18 protein-coding genes are annotated in these 14,741 nt (G+C 62.5%); 8 read left to right on the forward strand and 10 right to left on the reverse strand.

Annotated features, from left to right (window positions below; all coding sequences use genetic code 11):
* Nucleotides 1–132 precede the first annotated feature (132 nt).
* Nucleotides 133–1,023 carry a DUF2865 domain-containing protein gene (locus tag PCJ21_RS01245; RefSeq protein ID WP_269929561.1) on the forward strand — a complete coding sequence of 297 codons (891 nt, stop codon included), beginning with the start codon at nucleotides 133–135 and terminating at the stop codon, nucleotides 1,021–1,023.
* On the opposite strand, the gene gltX is transcribed toward PCJ21_RS01245, so the two are convergent.
* The gene (gene gltX / locus PCJ21_RS01250; RefSeq protein ID WP_269929562.1) at nucleotides 941–2,314 is read right to left on the reverse strand and encodes a glutamate--tRNA ligase; all 1,374 of its coding nucleotides are present in this window, start codon (nucleotides 2,312–2,314) and stop codon (nucleotides 941–943) included. The two genes, PCJ21_RS01245 and gltX, sit on opposite strands and share 83 nt — an antisense overlap.
* Nucleotides 2,315–2,476: 162 nt before the next feature.
* On the reverse strand, nucleotides 2,477–4,279 hold the full coding sequence (locus PCJ21_RS01255) for an ABC transporter ATP-binding protein (RefSeq protein WP_269929563.1): 1,803 nt from the start codon (nucleotides 4,277–4,279) through the stop codon (nucleotides 2,477–2,479).
* A gap of 338 nt (nucleotides 4,280–4,617) precedes the next feature.
* Here PCJ21_RS01255 and PCJ21_RS01260 point away from each other — a divergent pair, with 338 nt between their 5' ends.
* The 3 genes from PCJ21_RS01260 to PCJ21_RS01270 are packed head-to-tail and all read left to right on the forward strand — an operon-like array spanning nucleotide 4,618 to nucleotide 5,979.
* Complete coding sequence (locus PCJ21_RS01260) at nucleotides 4,618–4,932, forward strand: ArsR/SmtB family transcription factor (protein ID WP_269929810.1); 315 nt, start codon at nucleotides 4,618–4,620, stop codon at nucleotides 4,930–4,932.
* Nucleotides 4,929–5,312: an SRPBCC family protein gene (locus PCJ21_RS01265; protein WP_269929564.1), complete on the forward strand. Its 384-nt coding sequence runs from the start codon at nucleotides 4,929–4,931 to the stop codon at nucleotides 5,310–5,312. Before PCJ21_RS01260 ends, PCJ21_RS01265 begins: the two co-directional genes overlap by 4 nt.
* A gap of 46 nt (nucleotides 5,313–5,358) precedes the next feature.
* Nucleotides 5,359–5,979: an ATP-dependent Clp protease proteolytic subunit gene (locus PCJ21_RS01270; protein WP_269929565.1), complete on the forward strand. Its 621-nt coding sequence runs from the start codon at nucleotides 5,359–5,361 to the stop codon at nucleotides 5,977–5,979.
* Between the two features lie 122 nt (nucleotides 5,980–6,101).
* On the opposite strand, the gene PCJ21_RS01275 is transcribed toward PCJ21_RS01270, so the two are convergent.
* Genes PCJ21_RS01275 through PCJ21_RS01285 form a run of 3 tightly spaced genes read right to left on the reverse strand, consistent with a single transcriptional unit; the run spans nucleotide 6,102 to nucleotide 9,016 of the window.
* Nucleotides 6,102–6,551 carry a GNAT family N-acetyltransferase gene (locus PCJ21_RS01275; protein ID WP_333474374.1) on the reverse strand — a complete coding sequence of 150 codons (450 nt, stop codon included), beginning with the start codon at nucleotides 6,549–6,551 and terminating at the stop codon, nucleotides 6,102–6,104.
* Nucleotides 6,552–6,566: 15 nt separating this feature from the next.
* Nucleotides 6,567–8,249: an NAD+ synthase gene (locus PCJ21_RS01280; RefSeq protein ID WP_269929566.1), complete on the reverse strand. Its 1,683-nt coding sequence runs from the start codon at nucleotides 8,247–8,249 to the stop codon at nucleotides 6,567–6,569.
* Between the two features lie 53 nt (nucleotides 8,250–8,302).
* Complete coding sequence (locus PCJ21_RS01285) at nucleotides 8,303–9,016, reverse strand: DNA-3-methyladenine glycosylase I (RefSeq protein ID WP_269929567.1); 714 nt, start codon at nucleotides 9,014–9,016, stop codon at nucleotides 8,303–8,305.
* An 85-nt stretch (nucleotides 9,017–9,101) separates the two neighbouring features.
* Here PCJ21_RS01285 and PCJ21_RS01290 point away from each other — a divergent pair, with 85 nt between their 5' ends.
* Nucleotides 9,102–9,662: a DUF1003 domain-containing protein gene (locus PCJ21_RS01290; RefSeq protein WP_269929568.1), complete on the forward strand. Its 561-nt coding sequence runs from the start codon at nucleotides 9,102–9,104 to the stop codon at nucleotides 9,660–9,662.
* A gap of 81 nt (nucleotides 9,663–9,743) precedes the next feature.
* Here the strand turns inward: PCJ21_RS01290 and PCJ21_RS01295 are convergent, their stop codons facing one another.
* From PCJ21_RS01295 to PCJ21_RS01315, 5 genes are all read right to left on the reverse strand, one after another.
* Nucleotides 9,744–10,334, reverse strand: a complete 591-nt coding sequence (locus tag PCJ21_RS01295; protein WP_269929569.1) for a hemerythrin domain-containing protein — start codon at nucleotides 10,332–10,334, stop codon at nucleotides 9,744–9,746.
* Between the two features lie 40 nt (nucleotides 10,335–10,374).
* Nucleotides 10,375–10,734, reverse strand: coding sequence for a diacylglycerol kinase (locus tag PCJ21_RS01300; protein ID WP_269929570.1), 360 nt, complete (start codon nucleotides 10,732–10,734; stop codon nucleotides 10,375–10,377).
* 50 nt (nucleotides 10,735–10,784) lie between these two features.
* Nucleotides 10,785–11,306, reverse strand: a complete 522-nt coding sequence (locus PCJ21_RS01305) for a DODA-type extradiol aromatic ring-opening family dioxygenase (protein WP_269929571.1) — start codon at nucleotides 11,304–11,306, stop codon at nucleotides 10,785–10,787.
* A complete protein-coding gene (locus PCJ21_RS01310; protein WP_269929572.1) occupies nucleotides 11,231–11,581 on the reverse strand; it encodes a dioxygenase family protein in 351 nt (116 codons plus the stop codon). The genes PCJ21_RS01305 and PCJ21_RS01310 overlap by 76 nt, the downstream gene beginning before the upstream one ends.
* A gap of 105 nt (nucleotides 11,582–11,686) precedes the next feature.
* Entirely contained in the window at nucleotides 11,687–12,106 is a 420-nt protein-coding gene (locus PCJ21_RS01315) for a GFA family protein (protein ID WP_269929573.1), read from the reverse strand.
* Nucleotides 12,107–12,435: 329 nt separating this feature from the next.
* On the opposite strand from PCJ21_RS01315, the gene PCJ21_RS01320 reads away from it, so the two are divergent.
* From PCJ21_RS01320 to PCJ21_RS01330, 3 genes are all read left to right on the forward strand, one after another.
* Complete coding sequence (locus PCJ21_RS01320) at nucleotides 12,436–13,506, forward strand: GGDEF domain-containing protein (RefSeq protein WP_269929574.1); 1,071 nt, start codon at nucleotides 12,436–12,438, stop codon at nucleotides 13,504–13,506.
* An 81-nt stretch (nucleotides 13,507–13,587) separates the two neighbouring features.
* A complete protein-coding gene (locus PCJ21_RS01325) occupies nucleotides 13,588–13,968 on the forward strand; it encodes an MbcA/ParS/Xre antitoxin family protein (RefSeq protein ID WP_269929575.1) in 381 nt (126 codons plus the stop codon).
* The gene (locus PCJ21_RS01330) at nucleotides 13,928–14,695 is read left to right on the forward strand and encodes an RES family NAD+ phosphorylase (protein WP_269929576.1); all 768 of its coding nucleotides are present in this window, start codon (nucleotides 13,928–13,930) and stop codon (nucleotides 14,693–14,695) included. Before PCJ21_RS01325 ends, PCJ21_RS01330 begins: the two co-directional genes overlap by 41 nt.
* Nucleotides 14,696–14,741: the final 46 nt, after the last annotated feature.

Consider the following 14,741-nt stretch of genomic DNA (forward strand, 5'->3'; position numbering starts at 1 on the left):
AGGACCAGGACGGCCTGGACCATCGCCATGATGCTGTCGTTTGTCGCGTCAAGCCCGGCCCTTGCCGCCTCGGCCGAATGCATCAGCTTGCAAGCCGAGCTGGATCACCTGCCTCGGGCATCGGGCAGCATCATGCTCCCAAACGACTACGCCGCTGCAGCCGACATCCAGCAGGACCAGATCGATCTGGCCCGCATCAGGGCCGCCGATCTTGGCTGCGGCCGGGCGATATCGGGCGCAACGATCGTCGCCTGCGCCGAGCTGAACGCCAGGATCGCCGAGATGGAAGACAATCTCGGCAGCCTCGCCAGTGGCCCGGCGCCGCGCCCGAACAAAAACACGCGGCGCGAACGCATCCGCATCTTCGACGCAATGGAGCGCGCCGGCTGCAACAACCATGAGCCTGAAGACGAGGTAGCAGCTGCGCCAGTGCCGGACGGACAGACCACGATCATCCGTGGCGGCAGCGCGGAGGAACTGAGCTACAACGAGGAGTATCCTCAACACATCATCGTCGGCCCGGGAGCCGGACACGGAACAGGCGAGTACCGAACCCTGTGCGTACGCACCTGCGACGGCTTCGCCTTCCCGATGTCGAACGCCGCGAGCATGGCAGACTTCCAGCGCGACCAGAAGAATTGCGAGGCCAGTTGCCCCGGCACGGAGATTGAGTTGTTTTACCATCTGGCCGATGGCGAGCCGCAGGAGAATATGGTCTCGGCCCGCTCGGGAGCTCCCTATCGGGAGCTTGCCACTGCCTATCGCTACAGGCGGGTCGACCTGCCTCGCGTACCGGCCTGCGGCTGCAACATTGCTGCAAGCCGCAATTATTCGATCATAGGCGGCGATGGCCGGCCGGTCGCGCCGCCCAAAGCGCAGCCGAAGGTCGAGGCACCTGCGGCACCCGCGCCACCCCCTGCGCCAGCGCCCGACCGCAAGGTCAGGGCCGTCGGGCCAGCGTTCCTTCCCGACCCACAAGCGGCAATAGATCTGCAAGCTCCGGCCCCGACTCAAGGCCGGTAATGGCAAGCCGAAGCGGCATGAACAGCCCTTTGCCCTTGCGCCCGGATGCCTTCTTCACCTTGGCTGTCCAGTCCTTCCAGACATTTCCGTCCCAGGGCTCTTCAGGCAAAAGGTCGAACGCCTGACTGACGAACGCGCGGTCCTCCTCCGACAGTTCCGGCACCGTCTGCGGTCCTTCGCGCAGAATCTTCCACCACGACACGGCATCCGACAGGCGGTCGAGATTGCCGCGAACGGCCATCCAGAATGGTTCGGCGTCCTTGCCGCTGATGCTCAGCACCAGGAGGCGGTCGCGCACCTCGGCGAACGTCATATGGTGCAACAGCACCCGGTTCAGCACCACCAGTTCCTCGGGATCGAACTTGGACGCCGACTTCGACGTCGCTTCCGGTTCGAACTTGTCCGCGAGGTCGGCCATGCTGGCGACCGCGGTGACATTCTCGGAGGTTCCGACCAGCACGGCGAGCGAGGCCACCGACATCGGCTCGATGCCGCCTTCGCGCAGGCTTTCGATCGACAGCGCGCCGGTGCGCTTGGACAGGCCTTCGCCCGAAGCCGTGGTCAGCAGGTTGTGATGGCCGAAGGCAGGAACTTCGGCGCCAAGCGCCTGGAACAGGGCGATCTGCACGCCGGTATTGGTGACATGGTCGTCGCCACGGATGATGTGGGTGACGCCCATCTCGATATCGTCGACGACCGACGGCAGCGTGTAGAGATAGGTACCATCCTCGCGCACCAGCACGGGGTCGGACAGCGACGCAAGATCGACGGTCTCCTCGCCGCGAACCACGTCGTTCCAGTGAACTTCGGTGCGTTCGGTTTCAAACGGATCGGAGGCAAAGTTCGGCAGCAGGAAGCGCCAGTGCGGCTTGCGGCCGTCCTGCTCTAATCCGGCGCGTTCGGCCTCTGTCAGCTTCAGCGCTTCCCGACCGTAGATCGGCGGCAGGCCGCGCGTGCGCCGCACCTTGCGGCGCAAGTCGAGCTCCTCGGGGGTCTCATAGCAGGCATAAAGCACGCCTGCAGCCTTCAGCTTTTCGACTGCCGCGTCATAGCTGGAAAAACGCTTCGACTGATACTCGGTCTGGTCGGGGAATATGCCCAGCCAATGCAGGTCGTAGAGAATCGAGTCGGCGAATTCCTGGCGCGAGCGTTCGACATCGGTGTCGTCGAAGCGCTGGATGAAGCGCCCCTTGTGCTTGAGGGCGAACAGCCAGTTGAACAGGGCCGTGCGCGCATTGCCGATGTGGATGCGGCCGGTAGGTGAAGGGGCGAAACGAACGGTAACTGTCATGGTCGGGGCGTAGCGGATGGCTTTCAGGTTGACAAGGCAGCCCCCGCTCCTTCGCGCAAGACATAGCGAAAGCCTCCTGCCTTGGAAAGCCAGCCAAAGGAAGGATGGACTGGCGCGACGGGCCGCATTCACGATCCGTCGCGCGCATTAGACCGGTTACGGTCAGACCAGCCCCTTGGTCAGCTCAAGCGCCTGGCGTTCGAACAGGCGGCGGTAGATGCCGCCGTCGAGCCGGACCAGCGACTCGTGCCTGCCCTCCTCGACGATCCTGCCGCGATCGAAGACGAGCAACCGGTCGAGCGCCCGTACCGTCGAAAGCCGGTGCGCGATGATCAGCGTCGTGCGTCCGACCATCAGCCGCTCCATCGCCTCCTGGATCAGCACCTCCGACTCCGAATCGAGGCTCGAAGTCGCCTCGTCGAGGATCAGGATCGGCGCATCGGCAAGGAATGCACGCGCAATCGCCACGCGCTGCCTCTCGCCGCCCGACAGCTTCACGCCGCGCTCGCCAACCAGGGTGCCGTAGCCCTTGGGCAGCCGCTGGATGAAGTCGTGGGCGCTCGCCAGCTTCGCCGCGTGCTCGATCTCGGCCTGCGTTGCCCCGGGACGGGCATAGGCGATGTTTTCGGCCAGCGACCGGTGAAACAGGATCGGTTCCTGCTGAACGATGGCGATCTGCGACCGCAGCGAGGACTGCGTCGCCTCGGCGATATCCTGCCCGTCGATCAGGATGCGGCCGGAGCTGACATCGTAGAGCCGCTGGATGAGCTTGACGAATGTCGTCTTGCCCGAACCGGAGTGACCGACCAGGCCAACACGCTCGCCCGGCCGGATCGACACCGAAAAGTCCCTGTACAGCGGCACCGAATGCGTGCCGTAGTGGAACGTCACGTGGTCGAACTCAATGCCGCCGTCGCCGATCTGGATCGGCCTGGCGCCCGGCACGTCGGCAACGCCGAGGGGCTGGCTCTGGATGTCGACCAGTTCCTCCATGTCATTGACCGAACGCTGCAGGTTGCGGATATGCATGCCGACGTCGCGCAGGTAGCCCTGCAACAGGAAAAACGAGGTCAGCACGAAGGCGATGTCGCCGGCGCTCGCCTGCCCGTTGGACCAGAGCAACAGCGCAAATCCGATGATCGCCGCGCGCAACAGCACCAGCGTCACGTTCTGCGACGTGCCGTTGATCGTACCGCGCATCCAGGTACGCTCGGTCCGATGCCGCCACTTGTCGATGACCTTTCCCAGCCGGCTTTCTTCGCGCTCTTCGGCGCCAAACGCTTTGACCACCTGATTGCAGCTGACGGCATCCGCCAGCGAGCCGCCGAGGCGCGTGTCCCAGCTGTTGGCAAGGCTCGCCGCGGGCGCCACGAAGCCAAGCGACATCACCACCGTCTGGCCGATGAAGATCAGCGAGCCGGCGGCAATGATCAGCCCCATCATCGGCCAGTGCCAGCCGAGCAGGAGGGTCGAGCCCAAGAGCATGACGAACGACGGCAACAACGCCACCAGCAGCGTGTCGTTGAGCAGATCGAGCGCCCACATTCCGCGGGTAACCTTGCGCACCGTCGAGCCGGCGAAGCTGTTGGCATGCCAGTCGGTCGAAAAGCGCTGGACACGATGGAACGCGTCCTGGGCGATGTCCGACATCATCTTCAACGTCAGGTCGATGATGCCGCTGAACGCCAGGTGGCGAAACACCAGCGAACCGGTGGCAAGCCCAAGCAGGATCAGGAACGCGCTGACCGCCGCGTTCCACGCCACCACGTCGCTTGCCGCGCCGCTGGCGACGGCATCGATCAGCCGACCCGAATAGAGCGGCGTAAGCACATCGGCCATGGTCGAGACGAGCACGGCAAGAGCAATGAAGATCAGGCGCAGCGGCTGACGCCGCCAATGCTTGAAAGTAAATCCCAAAACGCTGCGGAAAGCGCCGCCGCGCAAGTTGATACGAAAACGAGCCATGATGCGATCAAGGCGCCAAGACGGACGCCATCCTCGAAGAAAGAATGTCCAAAGGCGCGACGAATAATTCTTATGGAATCAGGAAGTCGCGGTACGGCAGCGTCAGAATTGAAGGACGCCGAAGGCGGTTCGAAGGTCAGCGACCTCGGTTCGAACCTCGGGAGGACATGTCATGTTCTGGCATTCAGACCTCCCTGCTAGTGGCCGCGAAGATTTTGCTTATAGCTGAGCGATTCTGCTTCGCCAACCCCTGCCCTGGCCCCAAACCTGTTGTGCCAGCAAACGTCCGGACCGGGTGACACTTGCGAAACAGATAAGTGTATGCTTATCTCAAACTCATGAACGAACTCGACGTCTTTCGTGCCTTGTCCGACCCGACGCGCCGCGCCGTGCTCGATCGCCTGCTTGCCGGCGAGAAGAACGCGACCGAGCTGCGTGAAGGACTTGATATCTCCCAGCCCGCGGTCTCCCAGCATATCGCCATATTGCGTTCGGCCGGGCTGATCAGCGAAGCGCGCGTCGGCAGGCGCGTCAACTACAGCGTCAATCCGGACGGGCTGAACCCGCTGTTCGACTGGCTGACGCGCTACCGCGCCTTCTGGCCGGATCGCGTCGACAGGCTCAAGACACTGCTCAAGGAGATAGACCAATGACGGACATACTCGAACGCGAAGCCCCGGCGGACGACATCGTCGTCGAATGCGACCTCGAGGCTGCACCCGAAAAGGTCTGGCGGGCGCTGACGACGCCTGAACTGGTTTCGACCTGGCTCGACGTTCCGGCCACCGACGACGCCGACAGAGACCTGTCGGGGCCGGCCTATCGCCTGATCGAGGCCCTGCCCTTTTCCCGCGTTCGCTACGCCTGGAGCGACCCGGCGGCCAGCGAACCCGAGACCTTCGTAACCTTCGACCTTGTCGCCCAGCCAAGCGGCGGCACCTGGTTCAGGTTGACCCACAGCGCCGAAGCAACTGCCTCGCGGCGAAGCTTGCCGGCGAACACCAACCGTCCACCGATGGCCCGCGCCGCCTAGAAAACCGCACAACCGCGTCCCGTACATTGTCGAAAGGAACTCGCGCATGCGCGACACGATGCAGCTCGTCCCCATGGTCGTTGAGCAATCACCACGCGGCGAACGCTCATTCGACATCTTCTCGCGCCTGCTGCGCGAACGGATCGTCTTTCTCAACGGCGAGGTCGACGACAATTCGGCGTCGCTGATCTGCGCCCAGCTGTTGTTTCTGGAATCCGAAAACCCCAGTCGCGAAATCTCGTTCTACATCAATTCGCCCGGCGGCGTGGTGACCAGCGGCTTCGCCATCTACGACACGATGCAGTTCATCCGCTGCCCGGTTTCGACCCTGTGCATGGGCACGGCGGGCTCGATGGGCTCGTTCCTGCTGATGGCAGGCGCGCCCGGCCGGCGCATCGCCCTGCCCAATGCAAGCGTGATCCTGCACCAGCCTTCCGGCGGCTTCCGCGGCCAGGCCTCCGACATCGAGCGCCACGCCGAAGACATCCTCAAGCTCAAGCGGCGCATGACCAGGCTCTACGCCGAACATTGCGGGCGCACGGAGGAAGAAGTGGCACGCGTCCTCGACCGCGACTTCTTCTTCACGGCGGAAGAAGCCAGGGATTGGGGCATCGTCGACCACGTCTATGACCGGCGCGAAACCATCGAGGGCATTTCGGGGAAATAGCTGGCTACGCTCGAGCCGGAGCTGGCACTGCCTTGACTTTGCAGGGTCGTCACGATCAGGCCCGGGTCCAGTCGCGTGCATCGATCCGGCGTGCAGCAGGAAAGGTAAGACACGCGCCCGGTCTATTCGTGAGCGACCGGCTGCCGCGCCAGGCGCATGTACATGCCGTCGTTCGACACTTCGAAGCCGAACTTGTTGTAGAGGCTCTGCGCATCGGTCGTCCGCAGGCTCCAGCTGGTGACGCTGGAAAGCTCGGGATGGTCGAGCAGCGCCTGGATCAGCTTCTTGCCGATGCCGAGGCCACGCCGCTCCGGCCAGACGATGACATCGCTGACATAGGCAAAGCAGGCGTAGTCAGTCACCACGCGAGCGAAACCGACCTGTTCGCCGTCGAGATAGGCGCCGACGCAGAGCGAGTTGGCGAAGGCACGGCGATGGATATCGTCGGTGCGGCCCTCGCCCCAATAACTCGCCTTGATGACCTCCGACGTCTTGTCGAAGCCGATCCGCGACGTGCCGAAACTGATCTCGACCTCGGCCATCAACTCCTCCGGCGTGCTGGCGATTTTCAATTCAGGGTCAGCGGCTTAGCCGCGATCCCTGAATCTGTTCGTGATCGGATAGCGGCGGTCGCGGCCAAAGTTCTTTTTGGTGATCTTCACGCCGGGCGCCGCCTGCCGCCGCTTGTATTCGGCGATGTAGAGCAGGTGTTCGATCCGGTGCACCGTATCGCGGTCGTGACCGCGCGCGACGATGTCGTCAACGCCCATCTCGTTCTCGACCAGGCACTCCAGGATATCGTCGAGCACGGGATAAGGCGGCAACGAATCCTGGTCAGTCTGGTTGGGCCGAAGCTCGGCCGACGGTGCTTTGTCGATAATGTTTTTCGGGATGACCTCGCCCGAGGGCCCGAGCGCGCCCGGCGGCACATGCGTATTGCGCCAGCGCGACAGCGCATAGACCTGCATCTTGTAGAGGTCCTTGATCGGATTGAAGCCGCCGTTCATGTCGCCGTAGAGTGTGGCATAGCCGACCGACATCTCGCTCTTGTTGCCTGTCGTCACCACCATCGAGCCGAACTTGTTCGACACTGCCATCAGGATCGTACCGCGAGCGCGGCTCTGCAGGTTTTCCTCGGTGATGCCTTCCTTGGTGCCTTCGAACAGCTGCGTCAGCGCATGCGAGAAACCGTCGACCGGCTCATGGATCGGCACGATGTCGTAGCGGCAGCCGAGCGCGCGGGCGCAATCCTCGGCGTCCTTGAGCGAGTCGCTCGACGTGTAGCGATAGGGCATCATGATCGCCCGCAGCCGCTCCTCGCCGAGCGCGTCGACGGCAAGGGCAGCACAAATTGCCGAATCGATACCGCCGGACAGGCCGAGCACGACGTTCTTGAAGCCGTTCTTGTTTACGTAGTCGCGAAGGCCCAGCATGCAGGCTCGGTAATCGGCCTCCTCGCGCTCGGGAACCTTGGACATCGGGCCTTCGACGCAGGCCCAGCCTTCGTCGCCGCGCTTCCAGGTGGTGATCGCCACCGCTTCCTCGAACTGGCTCATCTGGAAGGCCAGCGAATGGTCGGCATTGATGGCGAAGGAAGCGCCGTCGAAGACCAGCTCGTCCTGGCCGCCGAGCTGGTTGGCGTAGAGCAGCGGCAGGCCGCTTTCGATAACCTGGCGGATCGCCACCTGGTGGCGTACGTCCATCTTGGCGCGATAATAGGGCGAGCCGTTCGGCACCAGCAGGATCTCGGCGCCGCTCTCGGCCAGCGTCTCGCAGACGCCGAGCTCGCCCCAGATGTCCTCGCAGATCGGGGTGCCGAGCCGCACGCCGCGAAAATTGATCGGTCCCGGCATGTCGGGACCGGCCTGGAACACGCGCTTTTCGTCGAATTCGCCATAGTTCGGCAGGTCGACCTTGAAACGCTCGGCGATGATCTTGCCGTCGTCGGCGACGATCACCGAGTTGTGCAGCCCGCTCTTGCGCCGAAGTGGCACGCCGATGATGACTCCCGGGCCTCCATCGGCGGTGTCGTTGGCGAAATCCTCCGCCGCTCGCTCGCAGGCCGAAACGAAGGCCGGCTTGAGCACCAGATCCTCCGGCGGATAGCCGGCAATGAACAGTTCGGTGAACAGAACGAGGTCCGCGCCCTGTCGCGCTGCGTCCGCTCTGGCTTCACGCGCCTTGGCAAGGTTGCCTGCGATGTCGCCGACCGTCGGATTGAGCTGGGCGACGGCGATGCGGAGGATGTCGGGCGTGGATTTTTTCGTCATGTCAGCGGTTTAGCCTCAGTATTTCCGTCGGGCAATGGGCATCGATTGGACCATCATTCGCCCATATAGGATCGCAGCTCGTCGGCTGAATGGTTGACCCCGATCGACATCGACAGGATACGAGAGATGTGCGCGCGCGGCAGCCCGGTATCGTCCGCCCATATGTTGATCTGCGCCTGGATCTTGGCCTGGTCCTTTTTCGACGTGGCAGCTTCGCCGATGTCGAGCCCAGCGTCCCGCAAGGCCAGGATCATGTCCTGCGACATGATGAAGGTGTCCCATCCGAGCCAGCGCAGCAGATACTGGCCGGTGTTGCCGCCAAGCCGGCTGCCATGCTTGCCAAGATAGGCGGTCAGCCCGACCTGCTCGCCCGCCGGCCATGCCGCAAGGAACTTGCCGAAGCTGCCATGTTCCTTGGCCACCTGTTCGACGAAAACCGCATTGTCGCGCACCGAACGTATCTTTTGCGGATTGCGCACGATGCGCTTGTCGGCGGCCAATTCGTGCCAGAAATCGTCTGGCTGGAACAATAGTCGCTTCGGCTCAAAGCCAAGGAACGCCTCTTCGAAACCTGGCCATTTCTGTTCGATGACACGCCAGACAAATCCGGCCGCGAAGACACGCTCGGCCATGGTCGACAGCACACGGTCGTCCGAAAGATTTGCCAGCGATGCGTTGTCCGGAACCGGCCCGAGCAAGGAATTGAGCACGGCCTCGCCGCCTTTGCGCTCGGCCGCGCGAGCCCGTATTCTGGCAAAATCCGGCATGTCACCTCCCAATAGCCACTGTGGCCGCTATCTTTCTATACTGATTTCCGACTGCCAAGCAGGTGAGTCATTTGCGGAGAACAAGATGAGCAAGACCGTGGCGGACCTGGCTGGCCGGTGGCTGACCCGGAAGCCGGAGCACTTGAGCGAGGTCGAAAGCAAGGTCCTGCAAAGCACCATCGACCGGCAGCCGATCTCGCGTGACGTCAACGCCAGCGTCGCCCGCCACGAAAGCACCGGCGACCGCCTTGCCGACAGCATCGCCCGGGTTGGCGGCTCCTGGGGCTTCATCCTCGGGTTTGTCGCTTTCCTCATTTTCTGGACTGCGCTCAACGCCTGGCTTCTGGGCCAGAAATCCTTCGACCCCTACCCCTTCATTTTCCTCAACCTCGTTTTGTCGATGGTCGCGGCCCTCCAGGCGCCGATCATCATGATGTCCCAGAACCGTCAGACCGAGCGCGACCGCATCGATGCCTCGCACGACTATGCCGTCAACCTGAAGGCCGAGATCGAGATCATGGCGCTGCACGAAAAGCTCGACGAGATGCGCTTCCAGGAAATCCTCATGCTGCGCGACGAGATCCGTGCCCTGTCCAGCCAAATCGACCGCATTGCCGGCGGCCAGGCGGGCAAGTCGCCGGCATGATGGCCGACGCGATCCCGTCACCTTGTCGAGCGCTTCGGGCTGCTGGCGCTGTTCACCGGCGGCGTGGCGGAGGGAATAGCCCTAGTCGATGCCGAGCGCCCTGTCGCCGCGGTCGAGGATGAGCGGGATGATGAGGTCTTCCTCATCGTCCAGGTGACGCGACAGCATGGCGACAAGACGCGCGTTCTCGTCGGCATAGGCATCTGCGGCAAAGCGCTGCCTGTCTTCGCTTTCCGCAAGGGCCTTGAGAAAGGCGTTCGCCGTCTCGGCATTGCGCTCGAGCGCGTCGTGGATCAGATGATGGTCCGCATCGAGGATCTCGAAGCCGCGCTTCAGCCGCTGCTCCACCTTGGCGAAGACCGGGAAATAGTGATGGTCCTCGACATTGTGGTGGCCATCGAGATTGCCGAGGAAATAGTTCAGGCGCGGTGCGAACCAGTTGGCGAAGCTGCGCGCGTCGAGTCGGCCCTCGCGATAGTTGCCGATGCCGTCGCTCAGCATGGCGCCGAGTTCACGGAACATGGCGTGACGCTGCAGCCACATCGACGCCATGCCGTGGACGTTCTGATGTGCTTGCCAGTCCTCGCGCGGGTATTTTTCGGCAAGCCAGCGCAGGTCTTCGGGAAGTCCGCTGCGCGCTTCAAGGTTAAGGGTGTCGGCCAGGTCAGCCATGTCGGTCTCCTTTGGTAACCGGCATGTAGGTACGCATCGCTTAGATCGGTAGTCCGAACAGACGTTCGGCGATGGCCAGGCCCCAGACGCCCAACACGATGACGATCGAGATCAACACTGCCAGCGAGCCGCAGTCCTTGGCGAGTTGGATATCGATGTTGAATTCGCGGCTGACGGCATCGCAAGCCGCTTCGATGCCCGTATTCAGCACCTCGACGGTGATCAAGAACAGGATCGAACCTATCAGCAGCGCATAGCCGCTCCACGTCGATGCGACGAACCATCCAATGGGAAATGCCGCAATCAACAGGATGATCTCCTGCTGAAAAGCCGCCTCGGTGCGCACAAGGCGGGAGAACGCACGCACCGAATTCTGGAAAGCCTTGGCAAGCCGCTCCATCAAATGCCCTTTCAATCTCTACGAAAGGGCATCATTTAGCCGCTCACGGCTCAGTCGAACAGATAGGAATCGTTGGCAAAGAAGCCATGATCGACCGAATCGTGGACCCGGCGCCCCTTGGCGCCCTCGCCAGCAGCCCCATAGGCAAAGAAGATAGGCATCAAGTGTTCGTCGGTCGGATGATTCTCGGCCGGATAAGGCGCCTTTTCCTTCCAGTTTATCAGGGCGTCGGTATCGCCCGAACCGATCTTGTCGGCGAACCACTCGGTAAAGTCGTGGACCTTGCCGGCCAGAACCGGATCGAGCTCCGCACCCCGGCGCACCGTGGTGAAATAGGCGCGCAGATTGTGCGTGATGTGCCCGGAACCGATCAGCAACACGCCTTCGTCACGCAGCGGCGCCAGCGCCTCGCCGATGGCCATATGCCACGCGGCGTCGCGATGCGGATCGATTGACACCTGGACAATGGGAATATCCGCGTCCGGGAATGCCAGCATCATCGGTGTCCAGGTGCCATGGTCATAGCCGCGCTTCTCATAGGTATGCGGGCTGAGGCCGGCGGTCTCGAGCATGCGAATACCTTCGCAGCCAGAGCTGGTTCGCCTGAAGCCGGATAGACCATCTTGTAGAGCTCTGGCGCAAAGCCGCCGAAATCGTAAATCATTGCCGGCTTCGGGTCGGTGACCACCGCGACGCCGTCGGTCTCGAAATGCGCCGAGACGATAACGATCGCCTTCGGCTTGGGCATCAGTTTCGAGACGGTCTCCAGATAGTGGCGCGCCGGCGTGTCGGCCAGGACGATGTCGGGTCCGCCATGAGAAATGAAAAGTGTGGGCAACGAGGTCATGTTCTTTTCTCCTTGCCTGGAATATACGCCGTGCGGCCCACGACGAGCAGATCGCCGTCCAGCGACGAAGCGTTCACCAAACGTGAACGCCACGAACGAAGTCGTTCACTCGTCTGCCACCACGAGATGAGGCGACGACCGTTCGTATTTCGGCAGCCCGTCATCGATCTCGTAGTAGGTGCCCTTCTGTCCGACGAAGATATGGCAGGAGCCCTCCAGGGAGACAGCCTCGTCGAAAGCGCCGGCCATGATCGAAATTTCGGGTTCGCTGTTGGCTTTCCAGAACAGCAACGATCCGCAACGGCTGCAGAAACCACGCCGAGCGAAGCCAGACGCAGCATACCAGGTGATATTTTCGCTGCCCTTGATCTCAAGCTGGCCGTCATCGACGCTCGTCGCCGCGTAATAATGACCGCTTTGTTTGCGGCATTGGGTACAATGGCAATAGACGACGCCGCGCAGCGGTCCCCTTGTGAGGAAACTCACCGCGCCGCACAGACACGCGCCCTTGCTTGAATTGTCCATCTACACCTCCACTACTGACTTGGCCCAGATTGATCCTGATCAAAGCGCAGCGGGAGCAAGATTGCGACTTTGGCTTGCTGAAAGGTACCGGCAGCAAAAATCCGGACGGAAGAATACACCTTATGGTAGAAAATCGGATGGCTTAATGGCGCAAATTAAGGAAACTTTAGCCGGATCGAATTAAGGCTGACTGCAAGCGATGGGCGCAGACGGGAACTGCGTTGTTGCCAGCACTTCTATTTCCATGCCGATAACGCCCCCGACCGGCCGAGCGTCCAGCATATCGCAGGCACGCAGGCTTTAGGCAGGCCAACTGAAACGGGTCATAGATGCAATCTGCCGCCGCCCCGACCGATCGAGGCAACGACATTGCGAGCACAGTGGTGGCAACGATGGGCCAGTTGGGCATCGTCGGCTTGCCGCGCAACTATGAGATTTTCTACGAGGCGTTGACCGGCTCCAATCCGGCGCTCAGCCTGGAAGTAATCTCGCTTGGCGACCATCCCACCCAGGAACAGCTCGACGGCATAGGGCAGAAATTCTTTGCCCAGAACCACGGCCAGGGCATCGTCGAGCAGGCACGTGAAATCCTCGCTCGCGAGTTGGAGGGCATCGCCGGCCTTTTGCGCAACGAACGCAACCACATCGAGCGTTATGGCAAGGTGCTGGACGAGACCTCGAGCGGGCTCAACAGCCGCACTGCCATGTCGCAGGAACTGCTCCAGAAGATCGCCGGCGTCATGTCTGTCGCCACCGCGTCGACGATCGATCATGGCAAGCAATTCGCCAGCACACTCGGCGACAAGACGGCAGAACTGGAGACAGTGAAGTCGAAGCTCGAGGAATACAAGAAGCTCGCCGACACCGATCCGCTCACCCATATCTGCAACCGCCGCGCCTTCGACAAGCGCATCGCCCGAATCTACAACGACAACAAGGGCATCCTGTTCTCGGCGCTGATCCTGGCCGACGTCGACCGCTTCAAAGACATCAACGATCGCCACGGCCACCCGGTCGGCGACAAGATCCTGCGCATCATTGCCGACATCTTCCAGACCAGCGTGCACAGCGACATGTTCGTCGCCCGCACCGGCGGCGAGGAGTTCGCTTTGATCGTCGAAGGCACGACCGAGGAAGCGACCTACGAGATTGCCGACCGCATCCGGCTGCTGGTCGCGCAGACGCAGTTCAAGGACATCGAACCCGGCGTCAATTGCGGCCAGGTCACGGTATCGATGGGCGTCTGCATGGCTTCCGACGGCGAAAGCCCCGAGGACCTCTACGCCAAGGCGGACCGGGCGCTCTACCGCTCCAAGCTGGTCGGCCGCAACCGCGTCACGCGCTACTCGATGATCGCCGAGCGGCCAAGCAAGAACTGGCTGCTTTACAAGAAGGACTGAAGGCAGTTCGCCTGCCAAGGGTCGCAGCCCTTTCCACCGAAGCTTTTCTGGCCTATATTTTCCAGAGAAACGGAGAGAGCCATGCAGCCCCTTCCATCACCCGGCGCAGCCACAGCCCCCGGCGCAGTCATCACCAAGGCAGCCTTGCGCGCGGCCGACATGCTTGGGCTGACCTCGAAGATCCTGTCAGCGGTCATCGGCGTGTCCGAGGCGACGGTCTCGCGCATGCGAAAGCAGGAATTTGCGCTCGAAGCCGGCAGCAAACCCTTCGAACTCGCGGTGCTGTTTGTCCGGCTGTTTCGCTCGCTCGACGCCATCGTCGGCGGCGAGGAGCCGGTGGCGCGCGCCTGGTTGCGCAACAACAACACCGCACTTGGCGCGGTTCCGCTGGAAAAGATCGTTACCATATCCGGGCTTGTCGATGTCATCTCCTACCTGGACGCCCGCCGCGCTCTCGTCTGAGGCCCGCGCCATCGATGGCCGGTGCTGGCGGCTGGTCGAGGCCCAGCACCGCATATCGACGTTGAAGCTTGTCGACGACCTCGACGAGCAGGCGGTGCTTGAACAGTTGATCGAGACGACAAAGCCTTCGATCCCCATCGAATGCCGCCACCTGCACTATCTGCTGGCGACGCCGTTCCGCTATGGCTCGAACTATCCCGCCGGCTCGCGCTTCCGCCGCGCCGGCAAGACGTTGGGCGTCTACTATGCGTCTGAAACCGTTGGCACGGCTGTCGCCGAAATGGCCTTCTACCGGCTGCTGTTCTTTTCGGAATCGCCGGATACGCCCTGGCCGAGCGACGCCGCCGAATACACGGCCTTTGCGGCGGCAATCAGCATAAGTCGCGCCATAGACCTCGGCGCCCCGCCACTGTCGTCCGACCGGGCGATCTGGACGCACCCTACCGACTATGCCGCCTGCCAGGACCTGGCCGACAGCGTCCGCGAGGCCGAAATCGGGGCGATCCGCTATATCTCGGTGCGTGATCCCTCGGGCGGCGTCAACTTCGCTCTCATGAGTTGCCGCAGCTTCGCCAAGCCAGATCCGGTCGACCACCAGACCTGGCGCATCCGCATCGGGCCGTCGGGCGTCCAGGCGCTGTGCGAATTCCCCGAGATCCGCATCGGCTTCGACCGAACCTCGTTTGCCGCAGATCCGCGCCTCAAGGACATGCGCTGGCAGCGGTAGGAGACCGAACGGCGCGGAGGCGCGCGTTCGGCATGCCACTGGGATC

This window comes from Aminobacter sp. HY435, from assembly GCF_027568395.1.
In the GTDB taxonomy this organism is placed as follows: domain Bacteria; phylum Pseudomonadota; class Alphaproteobacteria; order Rhizobiales; family Rhizobiaceae; genus Aminobacter.

What these genes read in the sequence shown, in the direction of transcription:
- PCJ21_RS01245 (WP_269929561.1), top strand. Translation starts at nt 133, where the DNA reads ATGCTCCCAAACGACTACGCCGCTGCAGCCGACATCCAGCAGGACCAG.
- gltX (WP_269929562.1), bottom strand. Translation starts at nt 2,314, where the DNA reads ATGACAGTTACCGTTCGTTTCGCCCCTTCACCTACCGGCCGCATCCAC.
- PCJ21_RS01255 (WP_269929563.1), bottom strand. Translation starts at nt 4,279, where the DNA reads ATGGCTCGTTTTCGTATCAACTTGCGCGGCGGCGCTTTCCGCAGCGTT.
- PCJ21_RS01260 (WP_269929810.1), top strand. Translation starts at nt 4,618, where the DNA reads ATGAACGAACTCGACGTCTTTCGTGCCTTGTCCGACCCGACGCGCCGC.
- PCJ21_RS01265 (WP_269929564.1), top strand. Translation starts at nt 4,929, where the DNA reads ATGACGGACATACTCGAACGCGAAGCCCCGGCGGACGACATCGTCGTC.
- PCJ21_RS01270 (WP_269929565.1), top strand. Translation starts at nt 5,359, where the DNA reads ATGCGCGACACGATGCAGCTCGTCCCCATGGTCGTTGAGCAATCACCA.
- PCJ21_RS01280 (WP_269929566.1), bottom strand. Translation starts at nt 8,249, where the DNA reads ATGACGAAAAAATCCACGCCCGACATCCTCCGCATCGCCGTCGCCCAG.
- PCJ21_RS01285 (WP_269929567.1), bottom strand. Translation starts at nt 9,016, where the DNA reads ATGCCGGATTTTGCCAGAATACGGGCTCGCGCGGCCGAGCGCAAAGGC.
- PCJ21_RS01290 (WP_269929568.1), top strand. Translation starts at nt 9,102, where the DNA reads ATGAGCAAGACCGTGGCGGACCTGGCTGGCCGGTGGCTGACCCGGAAG.
- PCJ21_RS01295 (WP_269929569.1), bottom strand. Translation starts at nt 10,334, where the DNA reads ATGGCTGACCTGGCCGACACCCTTAACCTTGAAGCGCGCAGCGGACTT.
- PCJ21_RS01300 (WP_269929570.1), bottom strand. Translation starts at nt 10,734, where the DNA reads ATGGAGCGGCTTGCCAAGGCTTTCCAGAATTCGGTGCGTGCGTTCTCC.
- PCJ21_RS01305 (WP_269929571.1), bottom strand. Translation starts at nt 11,306, where the DNA reads ATGCTCGAGACCGCCGGCCTCAGCCCGCATACCTATGAGAAGCGCGGC.
- PCJ21_RS01310 (WP_269929572.1), bottom strand. Translation starts at nt 11,581, where the DNA reads ATGACCTCGTTGCCCACACTTTTCATTTCTCATGGCGGACCCGACATC.
- PCJ21_RS01315 (WP_269929573.1), bottom strand. Translation starts at nt 12,106, where the DNA reads ATGGACAATTCAAGCAAGGGCGCGTGTCTGTGCGGCGCGGTGAGTTTC.
- PCJ21_RS01320 (WP_269929574.1), top strand. Translation starts at nt 12,436, where the DNA reads ATGCAATCTGCCGCCGCCCCGACCGATCGAGGCAACGACATTGCGAGC.
- PCJ21_RS01325 (WP_269929575.1), top strand. Translation starts at nt 13,588, where the DNA reads ATGCAGCCCCTTCCATCACCCGGCGCAGCCACAGCCCCCGGCGCAGTC.
- PCJ21_RS01330 (WP_269929576.1), top strand. Translation starts at nt 13,928, where the DNA reads ATGTCATCTCCTACCTGGACGCCCGCCGCGCTCTCGTCTGAGGCCCGC.